This window comes from Streptomyces sp. NPDC045678 (assembly GCF_056432085.1).
This window is the reverse complement of sequence record NZ_JBWKJS010000012.1, coordinates 64,439-81,132: the sequence shown is the minus strand read 5'-3', so window position 1 is coordinate 81,132 and position 16,694 is coordinate 64,439. Positions and strand designations below refer to the sequence as shown.

Annotated in this window: 17 protein-coding genes and 2 pseudogenes; 6 read left to right on the top strand and 13 right to left on the bottom strand. The window is 73.9% G+C overall.

All coding sequences use genetic code 11. The features are described from left to right. Nucleotides 1-140: 140 nt before the first annotated feature. The 3 genes from AC07DO_RS34760 to AC07DO_RS34750 form a co-directional block, all read right to left on the bottom strand. Nucleotides 141-773, bottom strand: coding sequence for a DUF6629 family protein (locus tag AC07DO_RS34760; protein WP_479065570.1), 633 nt, complete (start codon nucleotides 771-773; stop codon nucleotides 141-143). Nucleotides 774-903: 130 nt separating this feature from the next. Continuing rightward, nucleotides 904-1,161, bottom strand: a complete 258-nt coding sequence (locus tag AC07DO_RS34755) for a DUF5133 domain-containing protein (protein WP_479065919.1) — start codon at nucleotides 1,159-1,161, stop codon at nucleotides 904-906. 94 nt (nucleotides 1,162-1,255) lie between these two features. Then, entirely contained in the window at nucleotides 1,256-2,023 is a 768-nt protein-coding gene (locus AC07DO_RS34750; protein WP_479065568.1) for a helix-turn-helix domain-containing protein, read from the bottom strand. A gap of 282 nt (nucleotides 2,024-2,305) precedes the next feature. Here AC07DO_RS34750 and AC07DO_RS34745 point away from each other — a divergent pair, with 282 nt between their 5' ends. From AC07DO_RS34745 to AC07DO_RS34735, 3 genes are all read left to right on the top strand, one after another. Beyond that, a complete protein-coding gene (locus AC07DO_RS34745; protein WP_479065566.1) occupies nucleotides 2,306-2,974 on the top strand; it encodes a DUF4097 family beta strand repeat-containing protein in 669 nt (222 codons plus the stop codon). Nucleotides 2,975-3,057: 83 nt separating this feature from the next. Further along, complete coding sequence (locus AC07DO_RS34740) at nucleotides 3,058-4,026, top strand: ABC transporter ATP-binding protein (RefSeq protein WP_479065564.1); 969 nt, start codon at nucleotides 3,058-3,060, stop codon at nucleotides 4,024-4,026. Next, nucleotides 4,023-4,799 (top strand): ABC transporter permease, encoded by a 777-nt coding sequence (locus AC07DO_RS34735; protein WP_479065562.1) that lies wholly within the window; start codon nucleotides 4,023-4,025, stop codon nucleotides 4,797-4,799. The genes AC07DO_RS34740 and AC07DO_RS34735 overlap by 4 nt, the downstream gene beginning before the upstream one ends. Before the next feature lie 51 nt (nucleotides 4,800-4,850). On the opposite strand, the pseudogene AC07DO_RS34730 reads toward AC07DO_RS34735, so the two are convergent. Then, nucleotides 4,851-5,072: pseudogene (locus tag AC07DO_RS34730) on the bottom strand (TetR-like C-terminal domain-containing protein); the annotation flags it as partial. Between AC07DO_RS34730 and AC07DO_RS34725 the strand changes: the two are divergent. Next, nucleotides 5,039-5,614 (top strand): annotated as a pseudogene (locus AC07DO_RS34725) (SDR family oxidoreductase); the annotation flags it as partial. The pseudogenes AC07DO_RS34730 and AC07DO_RS34725 overlap by 34 nt on opposite strands. A 13-nt stretch (nucleotides 5,615-5,627) precedes the next feature. Here the strand turns inward: AC07DO_RS34725 and AC07DO_RS34720 are convergent. Beyond that, the gene (locus AC07DO_RS34720; RefSeq protein ID WP_479065560.1) at nucleotides 5,628-6,782 is read right to left on the bottom strand and encodes an FAD-dependent oxidoreductase; all 1,155 of its coding nucleotides are present in this window, start codon (nucleotides 6,780-6,782) and stop codon (nucleotides 5,628-5,630) included. A gap of 281 nt (nucleotides 6,783-7,063) precedes the next feature. On the opposite strand from AC07DO_RS34720, the gene AC07DO_RS34715 reads away from it, so the two are divergent. After that, nucleotides 7,064-7,798: a 2OG-Fe dioxygenase family protein gene (locus AC07DO_RS34715; protein ID WP_479065559.1), complete on the top strand. Its 735-nt coding sequence runs from the start codon at nucleotides 7,064-7,066 to the stop codon at nucleotides 7,796-7,798. A 192-nt stretch (nucleotides 7,799-7,990) separates the two neighbouring features. Here the strand turns inward: AC07DO_RS34715 and AC07DO_RS34710 are convergent, their stop codons facing one another. The 3 genes from AC07DO_RS34710 to hemG all read right to left on the bottom strand — a co-directional run bounded on the left by AC07DO_RS34710 (nucleotide 7,991) and on the right by hemG (nucleotide 10,691). Further along, the gene (locus AC07DO_RS34710; protein WP_479065558.1) at nucleotides 7,991-8,437 is read right to left on the bottom strand and encodes a YdeI/OmpD-associated family protein; all 447 of its coding nucleotides are present in this window, start codon (nucleotides 8,435-8,437) and stop codon (nucleotides 7,991-7,993) included. A 143-nt stretch (nucleotides 8,438-8,580) separates the two neighbouring features. Then, nucleotides 8,581-9,213: a mycothiol-dependent nitroreductase Rv2466c family protein gene (locus AC07DO_RS34705; protein WP_479065557.1), complete on the bottom strand. Its 633-nt coding sequence runs from the start codon at nucleotides 9,211-9,213 to the stop codon at nucleotides 8,581-8,583. A gap of 14 nt (nucleotides 9,214-9,227) precedes the next feature. After that, the gene (hemG, locus tag AC07DO_RS34700) at nucleotides 9,228-10,691 is read right to left on the bottom strand and encodes a protoporphyrinogen oxidase (RefSeq protein WP_479065555.1); all 1,464 of its coding nucleotides are present in this window, start codon (nucleotides 10,689-10,691) and stop codon (nucleotides 9,228-9,230) included. Between the two features lie 279 nt (nucleotides 10,692-10,970). Here hemG and AC07DO_RS34695 point away from each other — a divergent pair, with 279 nt between their 5' ends. Continuing rightward, a complete protein-coding gene (locus AC07DO_RS34695; protein ID WP_479065553.1) occupies nucleotides 10,971-11,747 on the top strand; it encodes an alpha/beta fold hydrolase in 777 nt (258 codons plus the stop codon). A 66-nt stretch (nucleotides 11,748-11,813) separates the two neighbouring features. On the opposite strand, the gene AC07DO_RS34690 is transcribed toward AC07DO_RS34695, so the two are convergent. From AC07DO_RS34690 to AC07DO_RS34670, 5 genes are all read right to left on the bottom strand, one after another. After that, the gene (locus AC07DO_RS34690) at nucleotides 11,814-12,680 is read right to left on the bottom strand and encodes an NmrA/HSCARG family protein (protein ID WP_479065552.1); all 867 of its coding nucleotides are present in this window, start codon (nucleotides 12,678-12,680) and stop codon (nucleotides 11,814-11,816) included. Between the two features lie 106 nt (nucleotides 12,681-12,786). Further along, nucleotides 12,787-14,565 carry an FAD-dependent monooxygenase gene (locus AC07DO_RS34685; protein WP_479065550.1) on the bottom strand — a complete coding sequence of 593 codons (1,779 nt, stop codon included), beginning with the start codon at nucleotides 14,563-14,565 and terminating at the stop codon, nucleotides 12,787-12,789. Between the two features lie 102 nt (nucleotides 14,566-14,667). Continuing rightward, complete coding sequence (locus AC07DO_RS34680; RefSeq protein ID WP_479065548.1) at nucleotides 14,668-15,381, bottom strand: gamma-glutamyl-gamma-aminobutyrate hydrolase family protein; 714 nt, start codon at nucleotides 15,379-15,381, stop codon at nucleotides 14,668-14,670. Nucleotides 15,382-15,393: 12 nt separating this feature from the next. After that, complete coding sequence (locus tag AC07DO_RS34675; RefSeq protein ID WP_479065546.1) at nucleotides 15,394-15,711, bottom strand: Rieske (2Fe-2S) protein; 318 nt, start codon at nucleotides 15,709-15,711, stop codon at nucleotides 15,394-15,396. 243 nt (nucleotides 15,712-15,954) lie between these two features. Then, nucleotides 15,955-16,683, bottom strand: a complete 729-nt coding sequence (locus tag AC07DO_RS34670) for an SDR family oxidoreductase (protein ID WP_479065544.1) — start codon at nucleotides 16,681-16,683, stop codon at nucleotides 15,955-15,957. Nucleotides 16,684-16,694: the final 11 nt, after the last annotated feature.

Sequence of the window (16,694 nt, the reverse complement as noted above, 5' to 3'; positions counted from 1 at the left end):
GCCTGCGGCACCGGCTCCCACCGCCGCGAGCCGCGGCGGCCCAGGGCTCCCGGGCGGTGCGGGGCGTGAACGAGTACACCGAGACGGCTGACGGCTGACGGCTGACGGCTGGGGGCTGGGGGCTGGGGGCTGGCAGGCTCTCAGGCGGTGGTGGCGCGGGCCGGCCGGCGCCTGGCGGCCCGGAGCGCCAGCAGCAGCGAACACACCGCGGCGAACGCGCACCACGTGGAGACATACTCCTGGTGCCACAGCGCGAAGCAGACCGCCGCCCCGGCCGCGACCAGCACCCCGAACAGGACAAGGGCCCGCTCACCGGACAGGAGCAGGGAGCCGACGGTGGCCAGCAGGTAGCCGGCCACCACCGGCCCGGCCTGCGGCAGCCCCAGGGCGTAGCCGACGGTGTGCCCGTGGATCTCGGCACTGACCGGGCGCGTCACCAGCGCGTGGGCCAGGACCGCCGCCGTCGCCGCCCCCGCGGCCAGCGGAACCAGCAGGCGGCGCCGGGCACCGGGCGCCGCCGCGCACATGACGGCCGCCGGCACCCACAGCGCGAGCAGCGGCAGCGCGATGACGGCCCAGGCCAGGGTGGCGGGCCCGGTGCCGCCGCCGTGCCGCCAGACCGCGGCCTCGACGATCTGGTGGGCGCCCAGCAGCAGCGGCAGCGCGGCCAGCGGCAGGTCGCGGGGGCGGCGGGCCGCCAGGCCCACCGAGACGACGCCCACCGCCGCGATGCCCGCTCCCGCCGCGAGATCGGCCGTGGCACTCCAGCACATGACCGCAACGCTACGGCGGCCGCGGCACGGCGGCGCGCCGTGCACACCGCAGGCCGGGCCGGCCGCACCGGGTGGGCCGGCCGCACCGGGCGGCGGCGCCGGGCGGGGTGGCGGGCGTGCGTCTGCCGGGTCAACTCGCCAGCGTCTGGGCGCTCTTGGTGGCCGCGTGCCGTGCGCGGTGCCGCCCGGTGGGGGTGGTGGCGGCGAGGCGGTGGCGGGCGGCGGTGAGGGCCGCGTCGATGTCGCGGGTGCCGGTGGACACGCACAGGGTGTAGGAGACGTCCTCCAGGCGCCGCAGGGTCTCCTTGGAGCCCTCTTCGGCGTGCAGGGCGCTCAGCGTCTCGTACTGCTCGAGCAGGTTCTTCAGGACCGGACGGGCCATCAGCAGCATCAGGGGCCTCCCTTACAGGCGGTTTTTGCCGGGTTTGTCGTGCGTGATGCGCCGTGTGCCCCCGCGGCCGGCCCTCATGCGCCGCCGGCCGTCATTTCCGGGCGGGCGGCGCGGTGCTCCCGCTCCCGCTCTCGCCGGCAGGGGTGGGGGCGGGTTTGGTGTGGAGGATGTCGCGGGCCTGTTCGGCGGCGCGGGCGGTGCTTTCGGAGACGAAGTCCAGGAAGCGGGCGATGTTCTCCAGGCGGGTGGCGGCGGGGGTGCCGGGGCGCAGGACGGGGACGCCCTGGCGGGCGGTGGCCACGACCTGGGCGGTGGCGCGGGCGGTGGCCATCATGGAGCGGTAGTAGACGTCGTCGTCGACGACGTAGCGCTCGCGCCGGCCCTCGCCGCGCTCGCGGCGCACGAAGCCCTGGCTCTCCAGGAAGGCGATCGCCTTGGAGATGGCGGCCGGGCTGACCTGGAGGTGCTGGGCGAGCTCGGCCGCGGTGAGGCTGCCGGAGTCGGTGAGCACGAGGCAGGCCACCACCCGGGACATCATCGTGGGCATGCCCGAGGCGATCATGACGCCGGTGAACACCTCCTCGTAGGCGCGTACTTCGTCGGCGTCGCGCCCGTGCGGCTGCGGGGGCGTGCGCGGGGTGCGGGGTGTGCTCTGCCTGCGGCGGTGGGCGCGGTGCTCGGTGGCGCGGTGGGCGACTTCGGCGCGGTAGCCGGCCGGGCCGCCGTTGCGCGTCACCTCGCGGGTGATCGTCGAGGTCGGCCGCTCCAGGCGCCGGGCGATCTCGGCGTAGGCGAGGTTGTCGGCAAGACCCTGGGCGATCTGCCGGCGTTCCTGCTGGGTGAGCCTGCCTCCCGGCATCGGGAATCTCCTTCGCGGCCGTGGCCGGGGCCGCCGTCGGGCCCGCGGTGGTGGGTGAACGCCGCCGACTATAGCGTTCACGCCCAACTCATTGCAACGGAATGGGGGAGGGGTTGTTGCGTTAAGCGCGAGGCCATTGCTTCAACTTCCCCATATCTACCTGCGGTTATGGGGTTGCAATGCAACAAGTTTGTTGTCAGATCTGTGAATGCAACGTAGCGTTTCTGTCATCGGAAAGAGCGGGCCGCAAGGGGCGCGCGACACCGGATGAAGGAGCACACGATGCAGAAGTTCGCCACCCCCGCCGCCGTCCGCGCCGTCCTGGACATCCCCGCCGGGCGCATCCAGTTCATCGCCGCCGACCGCGCCGACACCACCGTCGAGGTCCGGCCCGCCGACCCCGCCCGGAGCCGCGACGTGCAGGCGGCCGAGCAGACCGAAGTCGCCTACGCCGACGGCGTCCTGCGCATCCAGGCCCCCGAGGCCAAGAACCGGCTCCTCGGCGCCACCGGCTCCCTCGAGGTCACCGTCCAGCTGCCCGCGGGATCCGGCGTGCGGGCCACGTCCTCCGCCGCCGAGTTCCGCGGCGTGGGACGCCTGGGCGAGGTCACCTTCGACGGCGGCCACGGCTCGGTCAAGCTGGACGAGGCCACGAGCGCCCGCCTGAGCGGCCTCGACGCGGACATCTGGGTCGGCCGCCTGCACGGCGGCGGCGAGATCCGCACCCTGCGGGGCGACGTGCACATCGCCGAGGCCGTGCACGGCGCGCTCGCACTGAGCACCGAGCAGGGCGACATCACCGTCACCGCCGCCCGCGGAGTCAGCGCCGCCCTGGACGCCGGCACCGCCTACGGCCGCATCGACAACGCCCTGCACAACACCGGCGGCACCCCCGCCCTGACCATCAAGGCCACCGTCGCCCAGGGCGACATCACCGCCCGCAGCCTGTGACCCCCGCTCCCTGACCCCCGGCCTCCCGCCCCACCCTCCCTCCCCTCCTCCTCCCGCGGCCCCCGACACAAGGAGCTCCCCTCATGACCGGTTTGGCCATCGCGGCCCACGGGCTGCGCAAGTCCTACGGCGACAAGACCGTCCTGGACGGCATCGACCTGAGCGTCCCGCAAGGAACCGTCTTCTCCCTGCTGGGCCCCAACGGCGCCGGCAAGACCACCGCCGTGAAAATCCTCTCCACCCTCGTCCGCGCCGACGCCGGTGACCTGTACGTCGCCGGCCACGACCTCGCACACCAGGCCCGGGCCGCCCGCGCGGAGATCGGCGTCACCGGCCAGTTCTCCGCCGTCGACGGCCTGATCACCGGCGAGGAGAACATGCTCCTCATGGCGGACCTGCACCACTTGCCCCGGCACGAGGGGCGGCGGGTGGCCGCCGAACTCCTGGAGCGCTTCGACCTCGTGGCGGCCGCGAAGAAACCCGCCGCCACCTACTCCGGCGGCATGAAGCGCCGCCTGGACATCGCCATGACCCTGGTCGGCGGCCCCCGCGTCATCTTCCTCGACGAACCCACCACCGGCCTGGACCCCCGCTCCCGCCACACCATGTGGGGCATCATCCGCGAACTGGTCACCGGCGGGGCGAGCGTCTTCCTCACCACCCAGTACCTGGAAGAGGCCGACGAACTCGCCGACCGCATCGCCGTCCTGCACGAGGGGAGGATCGCCGCCGAGGGCACCGCCCGGGAACTCAAGCGGCTCGTCCCCGGCGGGCACGTGCGCCTGCGCTTCACCGACCCGGCCGCCCACCACCGCGCCGCCGCGGCCCTGCCCGAAGCCGTCCGCGACGAGGAGGCCCTCACCCTCCAGCTCCCCAGCGACGGCAGCCAGCGCGACCTGCGCGCCCTCCTGGACCGGCTGGACCTGGCCGGCATCGAGGCCGACGAACTGACCGTGCACACCCCCGACCTGGACGACGTCTTCTTCGCCCTCACCGCCGACGCCGGCCACCGGCCCGCCCGCCCCGCCCCCTCCCAGGAGAACGTCCGATGAGCTCCCTCTCCCTCGCCGTGCGCGACTCCTCCACGATGCTGCGCCGCAACCTCCTGCACGCCCGCCGCTATCCCTCGCTGACCCTGAACCTGCTGATGACCCCGGTCATGCTGTTGCTGCTGTTCGTCTACATCTTCGGCGACACCATGAGCGCCGGCGCGGGCCGCTCCGCCTACATCGCCTACCTCGTGCCCGGCATCCTGCTGATGACCATCGGCTCCACCGCCATCGGCACCGCCGTCTCCATCTCCACCGACATGAACGAGGGCATCATCGCCCGCTTCCGCACCATGGCCATCCACCGCGCCTCCATCCTCTTCGGCCATGTCGTCGGCAGCGTCCTGCAGATCCTCATCAGCCTCGTCCTGGTCGGCGCCGTCGGCGTGGCGATGGGCTTCCGCTCCACCGACGCCACCGTCCTGGAATGGCTCGCGGCCCTCGGGCTGCTCGCCCTGGTCGCGCTGGCCTTCACCTGGATCGCGGTCGGCATGGGCCTGAGCAGCCCCAACGCCGAGGCGGCCGGCAACAACGCCATGCCGCTGATCCTGCTGCCGCTCATCTCCAGCGCCTTCGTCCCGCTCCACTCGATGCCGGGCTGGTTCCGGCCGATCGCCGAGTACCAGCCCTTCACACCCGCCATCGAGACCCTGCGCGGCCTGCTCCTGGGCACCGGGATCGGCCACAACGGATGGCTCGCGCTGGGCTGGTGCCTGGCCCTGACCGCGCTGGGCTACGGCTGGTCCACCGCCCGGTTCAACCGCGACCCCAGGTAACCGCCGTGCCGGCGCACATCGCCCGCCCCGCTCACCGCCCCGCCCCGAGGCTCAACTCGGGCGGGGCCTGAGCAGGTCGTCGACGAGGGTGTCCACCAGGCCGCGCGGGATGCCCGCCCCTGTCAGCGCACGGTAGACGAGCGGGCCGACCAGCGCGTCCAGCACGGCGTCGGGCCCCAGGGCGGGGGAGATCTCGCCGGCCTCCACCGCGCGGGCGAGCAGGTCGCGTTCACGGGCCCGGCGGGCAGCCGCAGGCCCGCGCGGACGCCCGCACCGGACACCTGGAGCGGGAGACGCTGGAGATGACCAGCGCCGCCCAACTCGCCGCGCTGCGCGAGCGCCTGACGGGCCGACGGCTCGACCTGCTCTTCGTCAACGCCGCGATCGACCGCGGCGACCTGCCGATCAGCGAGGTGTCCACCGACATGTTCACCGAGGTGATGGTCACCAACGCGCTGAGTCCGCTGCGCACCCTGGAGGTGCTGCGCGACCTCGTCGCCCCCGGCGGAACCGTCGCCGTCATGTCCTCCGACCAGGGCAGCATCACCCTCAACACCGAGGGCGGCTACGAGCTGTACAAGGCCAGCAAGGCCGCCCTCAACCAGCTGATGCGCAGCTACACGACCCGCCACGGCGACGACGGACACACCAAGCTGCTCATCGACCCCGGCCACAACCGCACCCGGCTCGGCGGACCGGACGCGCCGCTGGCCCCCCGCGAGAGCATCCCCTCCGTCGCCGACGTCATCGAGGCCCAAAGGGGCGCCCGGGGCCTGCAGTTCCTGGACCGGCACGGTGCGCCGGTGCCCTGGTGAGGACCCGGCGGTCTCAGGCAGAGGACGGCTCGGGCCGGGTGAGCGCGGAGATCAGACCGAACAGGTCGTGGTCACCGGCCCCGCCCTCGCCCGCGTCCTCGTGCATCGCGTCCTCCGCGAACAGGGCGGCCTCGGCGCTGCGCGGGAACATGGCCTGCTCGTAGACGCCGAGGGCGGCCTCGAGGTCCTCGGGGTGCGCGGCCAGGGCCCGGCCCAGGTCGGCCCCGTCGAGCATGGCGAGGTTGGCGCCCTCGCCGTTGGGCGGCGAGAGGTGGGCGGCGTCGCCGAGCAGGGTCACGCCGGGCACCCGCTCCCACCGCAGGCCCCGGGGCAGGGCGTGCAGCAGGCGCAGGACGGGCGGCGTGTCGGTCTCGGTGATCAGCGCGGTGAGCTCGGGCGCCCAGCCCTCGAACTCCCGGGCGATGCGCGCCGCGGCCGCGTCCGCGTCGTCGAAGTCGATGGCGGTGAACCACTTCCTGGGCCCGGTGATCCCCACGTAGGCGTGCAGGGTGCCGGCCCGCTCCCGGTGGGCGACGATCTCGCGGTCCGGCGCGGGCGCGATCATCATCCCGCCGCCGACCGCCTTCGCGGTGGCCGGGTGGTGGCGGTCGCTGTCGAACAGGTAGGTCTCGACGACCGATTTGCCGGCGTAGGCGGGGGCGGCGTCGGTGACCAGCGGCCGGACCCGTGACCATGCGCCGTCCGCGCCCACCAGCAGCCCGGTGACCGCGCTCCCGGCCCCGCCGGCGAAGGTCACCTCGTGCCGGCCCCCGCCCAGGGCCCGGACGCCGTCGACCTTGTGGCCCCAGCGCACGGTGCCGGCCGGCAGCGCGTCGAGCAGCAGCTGCCGCAGCTCGCCGCGCTGCACCTCGGGGCGGCCGCCCGTGCCGTCGTCGGGCCGGTCGAGCAGGACGCGCCCCTCGGGGTCGAGGACCCGCAGCGCCTGGTGGCCCTCCAGGACCAGGCCGGCGAACTCCTCCAGCAGGCCGGCCGCCTCCAGGGCGAGCCGGCCGTTGTGGTCGTGGATGTCGAGCAGTCCGCCCTGCGCGCGGGCGGCGGGGGAGGACTCGGCCTCGTAGACGGTGGCGGGTATGCCGTGGAGGTGCAGGACACGGGCCAGGGTCAGCCCTCCGAGTCCGGCGCCGATGATCGTGATGTCAGTGGTCATGGTGGCTTCCTTCCTGAGCGTGGACCACGGGCCGGGCCCCCGGCCGGAACCTGCCGGGAGGCCGGCGCCGCGGGCCACGGGCCGCGGGCCGCGGCCCGCGCGCGGTGCGCGGTGCGGACGGCCGCCGCTCGGACGACCGGCCCCGGCCACCCCAATCTCCGGCCCCCCGTCGACAGAGCGCCGACAGCCCGCCGACCCCCACCGACAGCCCCCCGACACGCGCGGCCACAGCACGGGGCGCTGCGGATGCGAAGCGCTCGCGCGCGCCCGAGCATGAGTCCATGGCCGAAGAACACGGCAGTCCGCACCGAGCGGCGCAGACGGCCCGCCGGGCCCTGGCCCTGGAGGGCTTCTGCCTGATGGAGCCGGGCGCCGTCTCGCAGTGCCTGGGCACAGACGACAAGGGGTGGCGGGAGTTCGCCGCGCACTGGGAGGAGCTGGCCCCGGACACCTACGCGGCCGAACTGGGCACCAGGCGGCTGCGGCGCTACGGGCGCTTTTGCCTCTCGCGGGCGGGCGAGCTCGCCGCGCAGGAACACGCCGGCTTCGTCCAGCCGCAGCGGAGCAACCCCCTGTATGTGGATGTGGACCGCCGCTTCGAGCCCCTGACCGCGGCCTTCGCCCGCGAGCCCGTGCTCGCCTCACTGATCCGGCTGCTCGGCCGGGCCGCCGCCTGCCTGGAGGACGCGGACGCCTGGGACGTGCAGGTGCACCCCTTCAGGATCGTGGCCGAGGCGGACAGCGAGGGGGAGCCCACCCCGGAGGGGCGCCACCGCGACGGCGTCACCCTGGTGACCTCCCTGCTCATCCACCGCGAGAACGCCACCGGCGGCCAGAGCACGGTGTACGGCCCGGACGGCACCGAGCGGATGAACACGACGCTCGACCGGCCCGGCACCCTGCTGCTGGGCGACGACCGTGCGACGCTGCACGGCGTCTCCCCGATCCGCCCCGCCGACCCCGCCCGGCCCGCCCACCGCGACGTCCTGGTCACCACCCTGGCCCCGCACCACTGAGAGCCTGTCTTTTGAACCCCCGCCTGCGCCCCGGCGCCCGGCACGCCCTTCCCCGAGCTCTCGGCTGCGCTCGAGCGGGGGAGGCCCCAACGCGCCGCTGCGCCCGCGCGCCGCGCGAACGACGGGGGTTCAACGACAGGCTCTGACCCGCCGGAACCGGCCGGCCGGGCCGGCTCCGGCGGGTCAGCGGCCCTAGGCGAACGCCTCGTCGCGCAGCGCCGCCACCGCCTTCTCGATCCGCCGCCGGCGCGTCTCGGGCTTCTTCGCGCTCTCGATGGCGTGCACGTGCGCCCGCTTGCGGCTCGGCGACAGCCGGTCGTACACCTTGCGGGCGATCGCGTCGGCGTCCAGCGCCCGGGTGAAGTCCTCCGGCTCGACCAGGACGCGGGGCTCGGTGTCCAGGGCGAGTTCGACCTCGACCTCCTCGCCGGTCTCCACGCCGGCGGCCGCCCGGTTGGCCTTGCTGAAACCGATCAGGTGGCGGCCGCGCATGATGGCGAGACGGCTGTTCCAGGAGTGCCCGTTGATGGTGATGGTCACGGCCGGCCGCTTGCCCCCGTCGAGCTTCTCCACGACCTCCAAAGGAACTTCCAGGCCCCGCATGGGCTCGGGAGGCTCGACGTAGGTTCGGAACTTCATCAGCTGCTCCTGTCGGTGTGGGTGACCGTGCTGTGTCACATCCTGACGGGGGCGGGCCTGCCGGGTGCGGGGATCGGCGCCATCCGTGTGGCGGAACACGTCGACCGGAACCGCACCGGCCCAGGCGGGGAAACCGCGGCGCCTCAGCCGAAGTCCGGCTTGCGGTCCCGGGTGCGCTTGAGCTCGAAGAACCCGTCCGTCGCGGTGACCAGCAGCACCCCGTCCCACAGCCTGGCCGCGGCCTTGCCGCGCGGCACCGGCGTCACCACCGGGCCGAAGAACGCGTTGCCGTCCACGGCGATCACCGGGGTGCCCACGTCGTAGCCGACCCGGTCCATGCCGGCGTGGTGCGAGGCGCGCAGCGCCGTGTCGTACTCGCCCGAGTCCATCGCCGCGGCCAGGCCCGCATCCAGGCCGGCCGCGCCGAGCGCCGCCTCCAGGGTGGCCCGGTCCTTGGGCGCCTTCTCGTGGTGGTAGCGCACGCCCAGCTCGGTGTAGAGGCGGCCCAGCACCTGGGGGCCGTACTTCTGCTCGGCGGCCACGCACACCCGCACCGGCCCGAAGCCCAGCCCCACCCGGTACTTGTGCGGCACGTCGCGCCCCTCGTTCAGGACCGCCAGGCTCATCACGTGCCAGCGGACGCTGATCGGCCGCAGCTCCTGCACCTCGGTGATCCACCGGGAGGCGATCCACGCCCACGGGCACTGCGGGTCGAACCAGAAGTCGACGGCGCTCACGGTGTCCTTGGCCACGCCGGCCTCCCCATCCCTCGGCATCTTGGCTGTCCCTGTCATGCGGGGCCGGCGGAGGTGTCCGTGCGCAGCTCGCCGAGCACCTCCTCAACGGCCTTGAGGGCACTGGCCACGCACTGGCCGACCCCGACCCCGTCGTAGGCGGCGCCGCACACCGCGAGCCCGGGCTGGTCGGCGACGCCGGCACGGATGCGCGCCACCCGGTCCAGGTGCCCCACCGTGTACTGCGGCACCGCCCGCTCCCAGCGGCTGACCCGGGAGGCGAGCGGCGTGCCGCTCACCCCGGTGACCTCGGCGAGTTCGGCGGCGGCGAGTGCTACGAGGTCGGCGTCGTCGCGGCGCAGCAGGTCCTCGCCGCCGCTGCCGCCGCCCTGGCACCGCACGATGTCCACCTCGCCCGCCAGGTGCGGCCACTTCACGGTGGAGAACGTGACGACCTTCATCGCCCGCCCGTCCACGGCCGGCACCCGGTAGCCGCTGTGCCCCAGGGCGCGGACCGCATCAAGTGCCGTACGGGGAAAGGCGAGCGTGACGATGACGGAGCCGGCGTAGGGGATCTCGGCGAGCGCCGTGGTGGCCCGGCCGGTGCCGGGGACGCCGGCGAGCAGCGGGCCGGCCTGCGCCGCGGGCACGGCGACGACGACGGCGTCCGCGTCGAGGTGCTCGGGCCCGGCGGCGCTGTGCACGCTCACCCGCCAGCCGTGCGCGCGGCGTTCGAGGCCGCGCACCTGTGTCCCGGTGCGCACCGCCGCGTCCGGCGAGGCGGCGAGCAGGCCGTCCGCCAGGACCTGCGGCAGCGAGCCGAGCCCGCCGGCCAGTGTGGAGATGCCGGTGGTGGGCTCCTGCCCCGGCGGCAGCGGGGCCGGCAGCAGCGCGCCCGCCGCCTCCGCCAGCGAGGCGCGCCGCCGGGCGGCGGTGACCAGCGGGGTGAGGGTGGCCTCGAAGGACAGCTCGTCGGCGCGGCCGAAGTAGGCGTCCGACAGGAACGGATCCACCAGGCGGTCCACGACCTCGCGGCCCAGGCGCCCGCCGACGACGTCCGCCACCGAGCGGTCGCCCTCCCGCTCGGCCCGTGCCAGCGTCAGGTCCGCACGGGCCCGGGCCACGCCCTCATCGGAGAGGATGCCGGACTTGGCGAGCTCGTCCATGTCGCAGGGCACGCCCATGAACTGACGGCCCAGCGGCGGCCGCAGCAGGCCCCCGCTCCACACCGCCATCGACTTGGTGCCCGCCGCCACGACACGCTCCTCCAGGCCGGCGGCCTTCAGCAGCCGGGCGGTCTTGGGCCGCCGGGCGTACGTCGACTCCGCGCCCTCGTCGATGACGACGCCCGCCAGCTCCGAGACGGCCAGCTGCCCGCCCAGCCGGCCGGAGCCCTCCAGGACGGTCACCCGCACCGGCTCCTCGCGCAGGAAGAACGCCGCCGCGAGCCCCGCGACGCCGCCCCCGACGACGACGACATGCGGAGCCGTGCCCGACCGAGCCATTCCGTTGTCCGCCATACGACCTGCTCCTTCGTGGATACGGTGTCGCATCAGTTTTGAAGGGGTGCCGATAGTCCCGGTCGAGCGGGAGTGGACCCCAAATCGTCCCGCAACCCGCCTGATTCCAGGGCGACTTGGGCCCCGGGGTGGCGCTCGCGCACGGGCCCGCGACGGCCGGCGCCGCGGGTTCCGCGCGCCCGGCGCGCACCCGATTCATCCTCCACCCGCCATCGACCGGACCGCTGGACATTACCGCTGCGCACAACACACCCCGTGGACCTTGAGGAGAGTGGTGGCATGCGGAAGGTCGTTTCCCAGGACGGCACAACGATCGCCTGTCGCAGCACCGGCGACGGCCCGCCGATCGTGCTGATGAACGGCGCGTTCCGCGACCACACCATCTTCGACGCCCTGGTCCCGGAACTGGCGCCGCACTGCACCGCCTACGTCTACGACCGCCGGGGCAGGGGCCAGAGCGGCGACGCCCCGCACTACGCCGTCGAGCGCGAGATCGAGGACCTCGCGGCCGTCATCGACGACGCGGGCGGGCAGGCGGTCGTCTTCGCCGGCTCCACCGGCGCGAACCTCGCCCTCGAAGCGGCCATGGCCGGCCTGCCGATCACCAAACTCGCCCTGCACGAGCCGTACTTCCGCATCGCCCCCCACCCCAAGCCGCCCGCCGACTGCATGGACACCCTCAAGACGCTGCTCGCCCAGGACCGGCGCGGGCAGACCGCGGAGTACTGGCTGCGCGAACTGCTGGGCCTGAGCGCCGAGACCATCGCCGACTGGCGCACGGCACCCCTGTGGGCGACGAACGAGGCCAACGCCCACACGCTGCTGTACGACACGGCCATCCTCGGCGACTTCGAGGTGCCCACCGCACGCCTGGCGGCCCTGCGGACCCCGACCCTGGTCCTCAACAGCGATGCGACCGGCGACTGGCTGCGCGACGCGGCCCGCGCGACCGCGCGTGCCCTGCCCAACGGCTGGGGCATGCAGCTGCCCGGCTCCTGGCACCGCATCGACACCGACATCCTGGGCCGCGCCCTGGCCGGCTTCACCACCACCTGAGCCCACCGCCCGGGCCCACCGGCAAGCACCGCCCGAGGACTGGGTCCTCGGGCGGTGCGGTGCTGCCTAGACCTCGGGAACCGTCCAGTTCTCGCGCAGCCACGCCTCCAGGCCGACCAGGGCGGGGCGGATGCGGCGCAGTTCGGCCATGTCCGCGCTGTAGCCCTGCGTGTCGAGCCAGTCGAACATCGCGGCCAGGTCCGGGCGGGCCGTGCGCAGCGGTTCGAAGGAGCGCTGCTCGTAGCGGACCGGGACACCCGCCACCCGTGCGAACGCCTCGGCGATCTGCGGGCCGGTCAGCTCGGCGCTGGCGATCTCCACCCGCCGGCCCAGCCACCCGGCCGGATCGCCGAAGGCGTCCGCGGCGAACGCCCCGATGTCGCCGGTCGCGATCACCTGGACCGGGACCTCGGGCCGCAGCCACAGGCCAAGGACCAGTTCACCGCCGGCCGGCTTGGGGCCGAGGTCCAGGAGGATGTCGTAGAACATGGTGGGCCGCAGCACCGTCGCCGGCAGGCCGAGCTTGTCGATGTGCTGCTCGATGTTCCACTTGCTGCGGAAGTGCGGGATGACCTCGCAGCGGTCCGCGCCGCCCACCGAGCTGTACACGAAGTGCGCCACGCCCGCCTCGGCGGCGGCGTCCGCCACCGCCTTGCCCTGCCGCTCCTCGGCCTCCACCCCGCCCGGGCCCCGGAACGTCTGGACGCTGAACACGCCCCGGACCCCGCGCATCGCCGCCCGCAGCGACGCCGTGTCCTCCAGGTCTCCGCGCACCAGCACCGCACCCGCCGCGGCGAGCGCGCGCGCCGCGGGAGCCTGCGGATCACGCACCAGCGCGTGCACGACGCGTCCTTGGCGCAGCAGGGCGCGGGCCGTCGCACCGCCCTGCCGGCCGGTTCCGCCCAGCACCAGGACCGTTCCGTCTACCGTCACCGTATTCCTCCGTCGTGAAAGATGTGCCGCGAAAGGTGCCGTAAAAAAAGGGGGGGCGGCCGACGCCGATCCGGCCGGCGGCCGCCCTTTGCGCCCGTCCCGGAAATCAGGAAGCGGAACCTTCGGTGACCCGCTGATCGAGAATGCGGGAGAACGCGTTCGCCAGCAGGTCCGCCGGATGGTCCGCGGCGCCCGTGCTGCGCCACGCCACGTGGTTGTCCGGGCGCACCAGGACGGCGCCGTCCTCCTGGATCTCGCGGACCCGCGCCCAGCCGCCCTCGGCGTCGGTGAACTCCGCGCCCGCGCCGATGCGGACGGCCCGGATCGGCAGGGACAGCTTCTCCGCCACCTGCGCGGCCGCCTCCGCCCACGCGCCGCCCTGCGCCCCGGTGATCAGGACGAACCCGGCCGGGGAGCCGGTCAGGTCGTGGGTCGACAGGCGCCGGCCGTCCTGCTCGAGCCAGGCGTGCGGCAGCCGGTGCCCGGGCCGGGTCGTGGGTTGGTACACATCGCGCATCGGCACCCGCGCGGGCGGCGCGCTGCCGTCGGGGACCAGCGCGCCCCGCTCGTAGTGGAAGCCGATCTCGAAGTCGTGCGCCTGGCAGCCGGCCCGGTGGGTGTCCAGGATCTCCGCGGTCCTGGCCCGCACCACCTCACCGATGGGGGAGGGGTCGAAGAAGGAGGCGAACATCCGCTGCCGGCGCTGCGCGGGGGCGTGCGGGCCAAGGCCCACGGTGTCCAGGATCGCCTGGTGGTGGGAGGCCGCCGAGACCGCCCAGTCGACGTTGAGCCGGCACACCGGCCGCCGCTCCGCCTCGTAGGTGTCCAGCAGGGTGTCGTCGGCGCGGCCGTCGAGGACCGCGGCCAGCTTCCACGCCAGGTTGTGGGCGTCCTGGATGCCGGAGTTCAGGCCCAGGCCCACGGTGGGCGGCTGGCGGTGCGCGGAGTCGCCGGCCAGCAGCACCCGCCCCTTGCGGTAGTGCTCGGCGACCAGCGCCTGCACCGTCCAGTTCGTCACGTGGTGCAGGGTCAGCTCCAGCTCGGGCAGACCCAGCAGCTCCCGGACCCGGGCCACCACCGACTCCTCGTCGAGGCGGTCGGCGTCCATCGGCGGGAAGTGCAGCACCCACTCCTCGCAGGCCTTGCCCCAGCTGGGCCCCATCTCGATGAGGTTGCTGCACAGATCCGGGTCGTGGGCGTTGAGGAAGTGGGTCAGCAGGGTGCCCTCCTGCCACCACTGCGACAGGTCGGCGGTGAAGTACGCGGTCGTCACGTCCAGCAGCGCGGGCACGCCGCGCATCTCGATGCCCAGGGCGCTGCCGACCGTGCGCCCGCCGTCGGCGCCGATCAGGTAGCGGGCGGTGACCGTGGTCGTCTCGCCGGTGGCCCGCTCGCGGATCTCGGCGACCACCCGGTCGCCCTCGTCGGTGAAGCCGGTCATCTCGTGGCCGAACAGGATGCGCCCGGGGCGGCGCTGTTCGGCGGTGGCGCGCAGGAGCGGCTCCAGGCGGACCTGCGGCAGCTTGACCGGCAGGACGGGCCCGGCCGCCGCGTACCGCTCGCGCAGCGAACCGCCGCCGAAGGCGTCGATCTCGTGGATGTGCTGCGCGTCCATCGGCCCGTCCCCGGCCAGCGAGGTCAGCCAGCGCAGCTTTCCGAACAGCTCCAGGGGCGCCCCCTGCTCCACCATCGGCCCGTCGAGCCCGTGCTGGCGGAAGATCTCCATCGTGCGCTGGTTGAGGTAGTGCGCCTTGGGCACGTGCGCGGTGTCCGTGTGCCGTTCGACGAGCAGGTGGTCCACCCCGTGGTCGGACAGGAAGTTGGAGGCGGAAAGACCGCATCCGCCGCCGCCCACGATAAGAACCGGAACCTCGACTGTTCCCATTTTCGTCCTTTCCGGAAGGTGACAGTCCCACGCTCACGGAAACTGCCGAATGTGCCGGGAATGGAAGTGGCTTTGCACTGCATCGAGCTGATGTTTCGTGCCTCACCCGCGCCGCGCGGCGTCCGCCAGGGCGCGGTGCAGACGGTCGTCCTCGGTCTGGCCGGCCTCCCACTGCACGCCGACCGCGAAGGGGTGGTCCACCGCCTCGACCACCTCGACGACGCCGTCGGGCGTGCGGGCGGTGGCGGTCAGGCCCTCGCCGACGCGGTCCACGGCCTGGTGGTGGTGGCAGGCGGTCTTGGGGGTGTCGTCGCCGAAGACCCGCGCGATGCGGCTGCCGGCCCGCAGGTCCAGGACGTGTCGGCCGAACTCGAAGCCGGCGCCCTGCGGGCGGTGGCCGTTGGAGCCGGTGACCTCCGGCAGATGCTGGTGCAGGGTGCCCCCGCGGCGCACGTTGAGCAGCTGCATGCCGCGGCAGATGGCCAGCAGCGGCAGCCCCGCCGCCAACGCCGCGCCGATCAGGGCGAGTTCGGCGCGGTCAAGATCGGTGCTCGCGACCCGGGTCAGCGGGTGTTGCTCCTGCCCGTACAGCGCCGGGTCGATGTCCGGGCCGCCCGGGACGAGCAGCCCCTGCAGGCCGTCGAGCAGCTGCTCGACGCCGGGCCGCACCGGCAGCACCACCGGGACGCAGCCCGCCGCGGCCAGGAAGTCCACGTGCGACTGGAGCGAGAGGCTGACCACCATGGCGGTGCCCTGCAGCGTGACCGGGACCGTGCGTGCGGTGATCCCGACCACCGGTGGCTTCGCTGGGTTCATGTCCACCTGTCCCTAGTCCTCGCCGTCCGGCGACACATGGACGAAGCCGTCCTCGACCTTCACCCGGTAGGTGGCGATCGGCCGGGTCGCGGGCGGGTTGACGGGCTCTCCGGTGCGCAGGTCGAAGCACGAGCCGTGCAGCCAGCACTCGATGGTGGTGCCGTAGACCTCGCCCTCGGCCAGGGAGACCTCGGCGTGCGAGCACAGGTCGCTGACCGCGTACACGGTGTCGTCCCTGCGCACCAGCGCGACCGGGACGTCCTCGACCTCCACCGCGATCGCGCCGCCGGCCGGGATCTTGTCCACCGGACAAACCTTGATGAAGCTCATCGCTCCCGCTCTCCTCCACAATCAGGGGGTTCGCAATCAGGGGATACGGACTCAGGGAGTACGGACTCAGGGGGTTCGGGGTCAGGGGGTTCGGGGTCAGGGGTCCGCGATCCGCCGGATCTCCACGCGCCGGGCCACACGTTCCGCTGCGGCTCTTGAGGATGACCCGAGCTGAAGACGAGGTTCATCGGAGCGTGCGGGCACCCGCCGCGCACGGCCCGGCCGCCCGTGCCCGCCGCGCCGCTACCAGGGCACCGGGCCGTCCTCCGACAGCGACGCCCCGGTGGGCCCGGCCGCGTCGAGGAGCGCGAGGCGCACCGCGATCACGGCGCCCTGGGCGGGCGTGCGCTGCCCGCGGTGGCCGTTGATGTCGGTGGCCACCACGCCGGGATGGGCCGCGTTCACCTTGATCGGTGTGTCCCGCAGCTCCTTGGCGTAGGCGAGGGTGAGGGCGTTCAGCGCGGTCTTGGAGGACTGGTAGGCGAGCATGTTGACGTGGGCCATGGGGGAGGCCGGGTCGGCGTTGAGGGCCAGCGACCCCAGGTGGCTGGACATGTTGACGATGCGTCCGGCCGGCGAGCGGCGCAGCAGCGGCAGCATCGCGTTGGTCACCGTGACCACGCCGAAGACGTTGGTCTCGTACACCTCCCGCAGGTCGCCCGCGTCCGTCCGGCTGGGCGCGCCGGTGAACCGCCCGGCGATCCCGGCGTTGTTGACCAGGATGTCCAGGCGGCCGTAGCGCTGCTCGATGACGGCGGCGGCCTCGGCCACGCAGGCCGCGTCGCGCACGTCCACGCGCAGCGGCACCGCCGTGATGCCGCGGTCCGCCAGCACGGCGCTCGCCTGCTTGCCGCGCACCTCGTCCCTGGCGCCGACCAGGACGACGGCTCCCCGCTCGCCCAGCTGCCGTGCGGTCTCCTGCCCGATGCCCTTGTTGGCGCCGGTGATGAGCGCGATCTTCTCGAGGGGCACGTCCGTGGTCC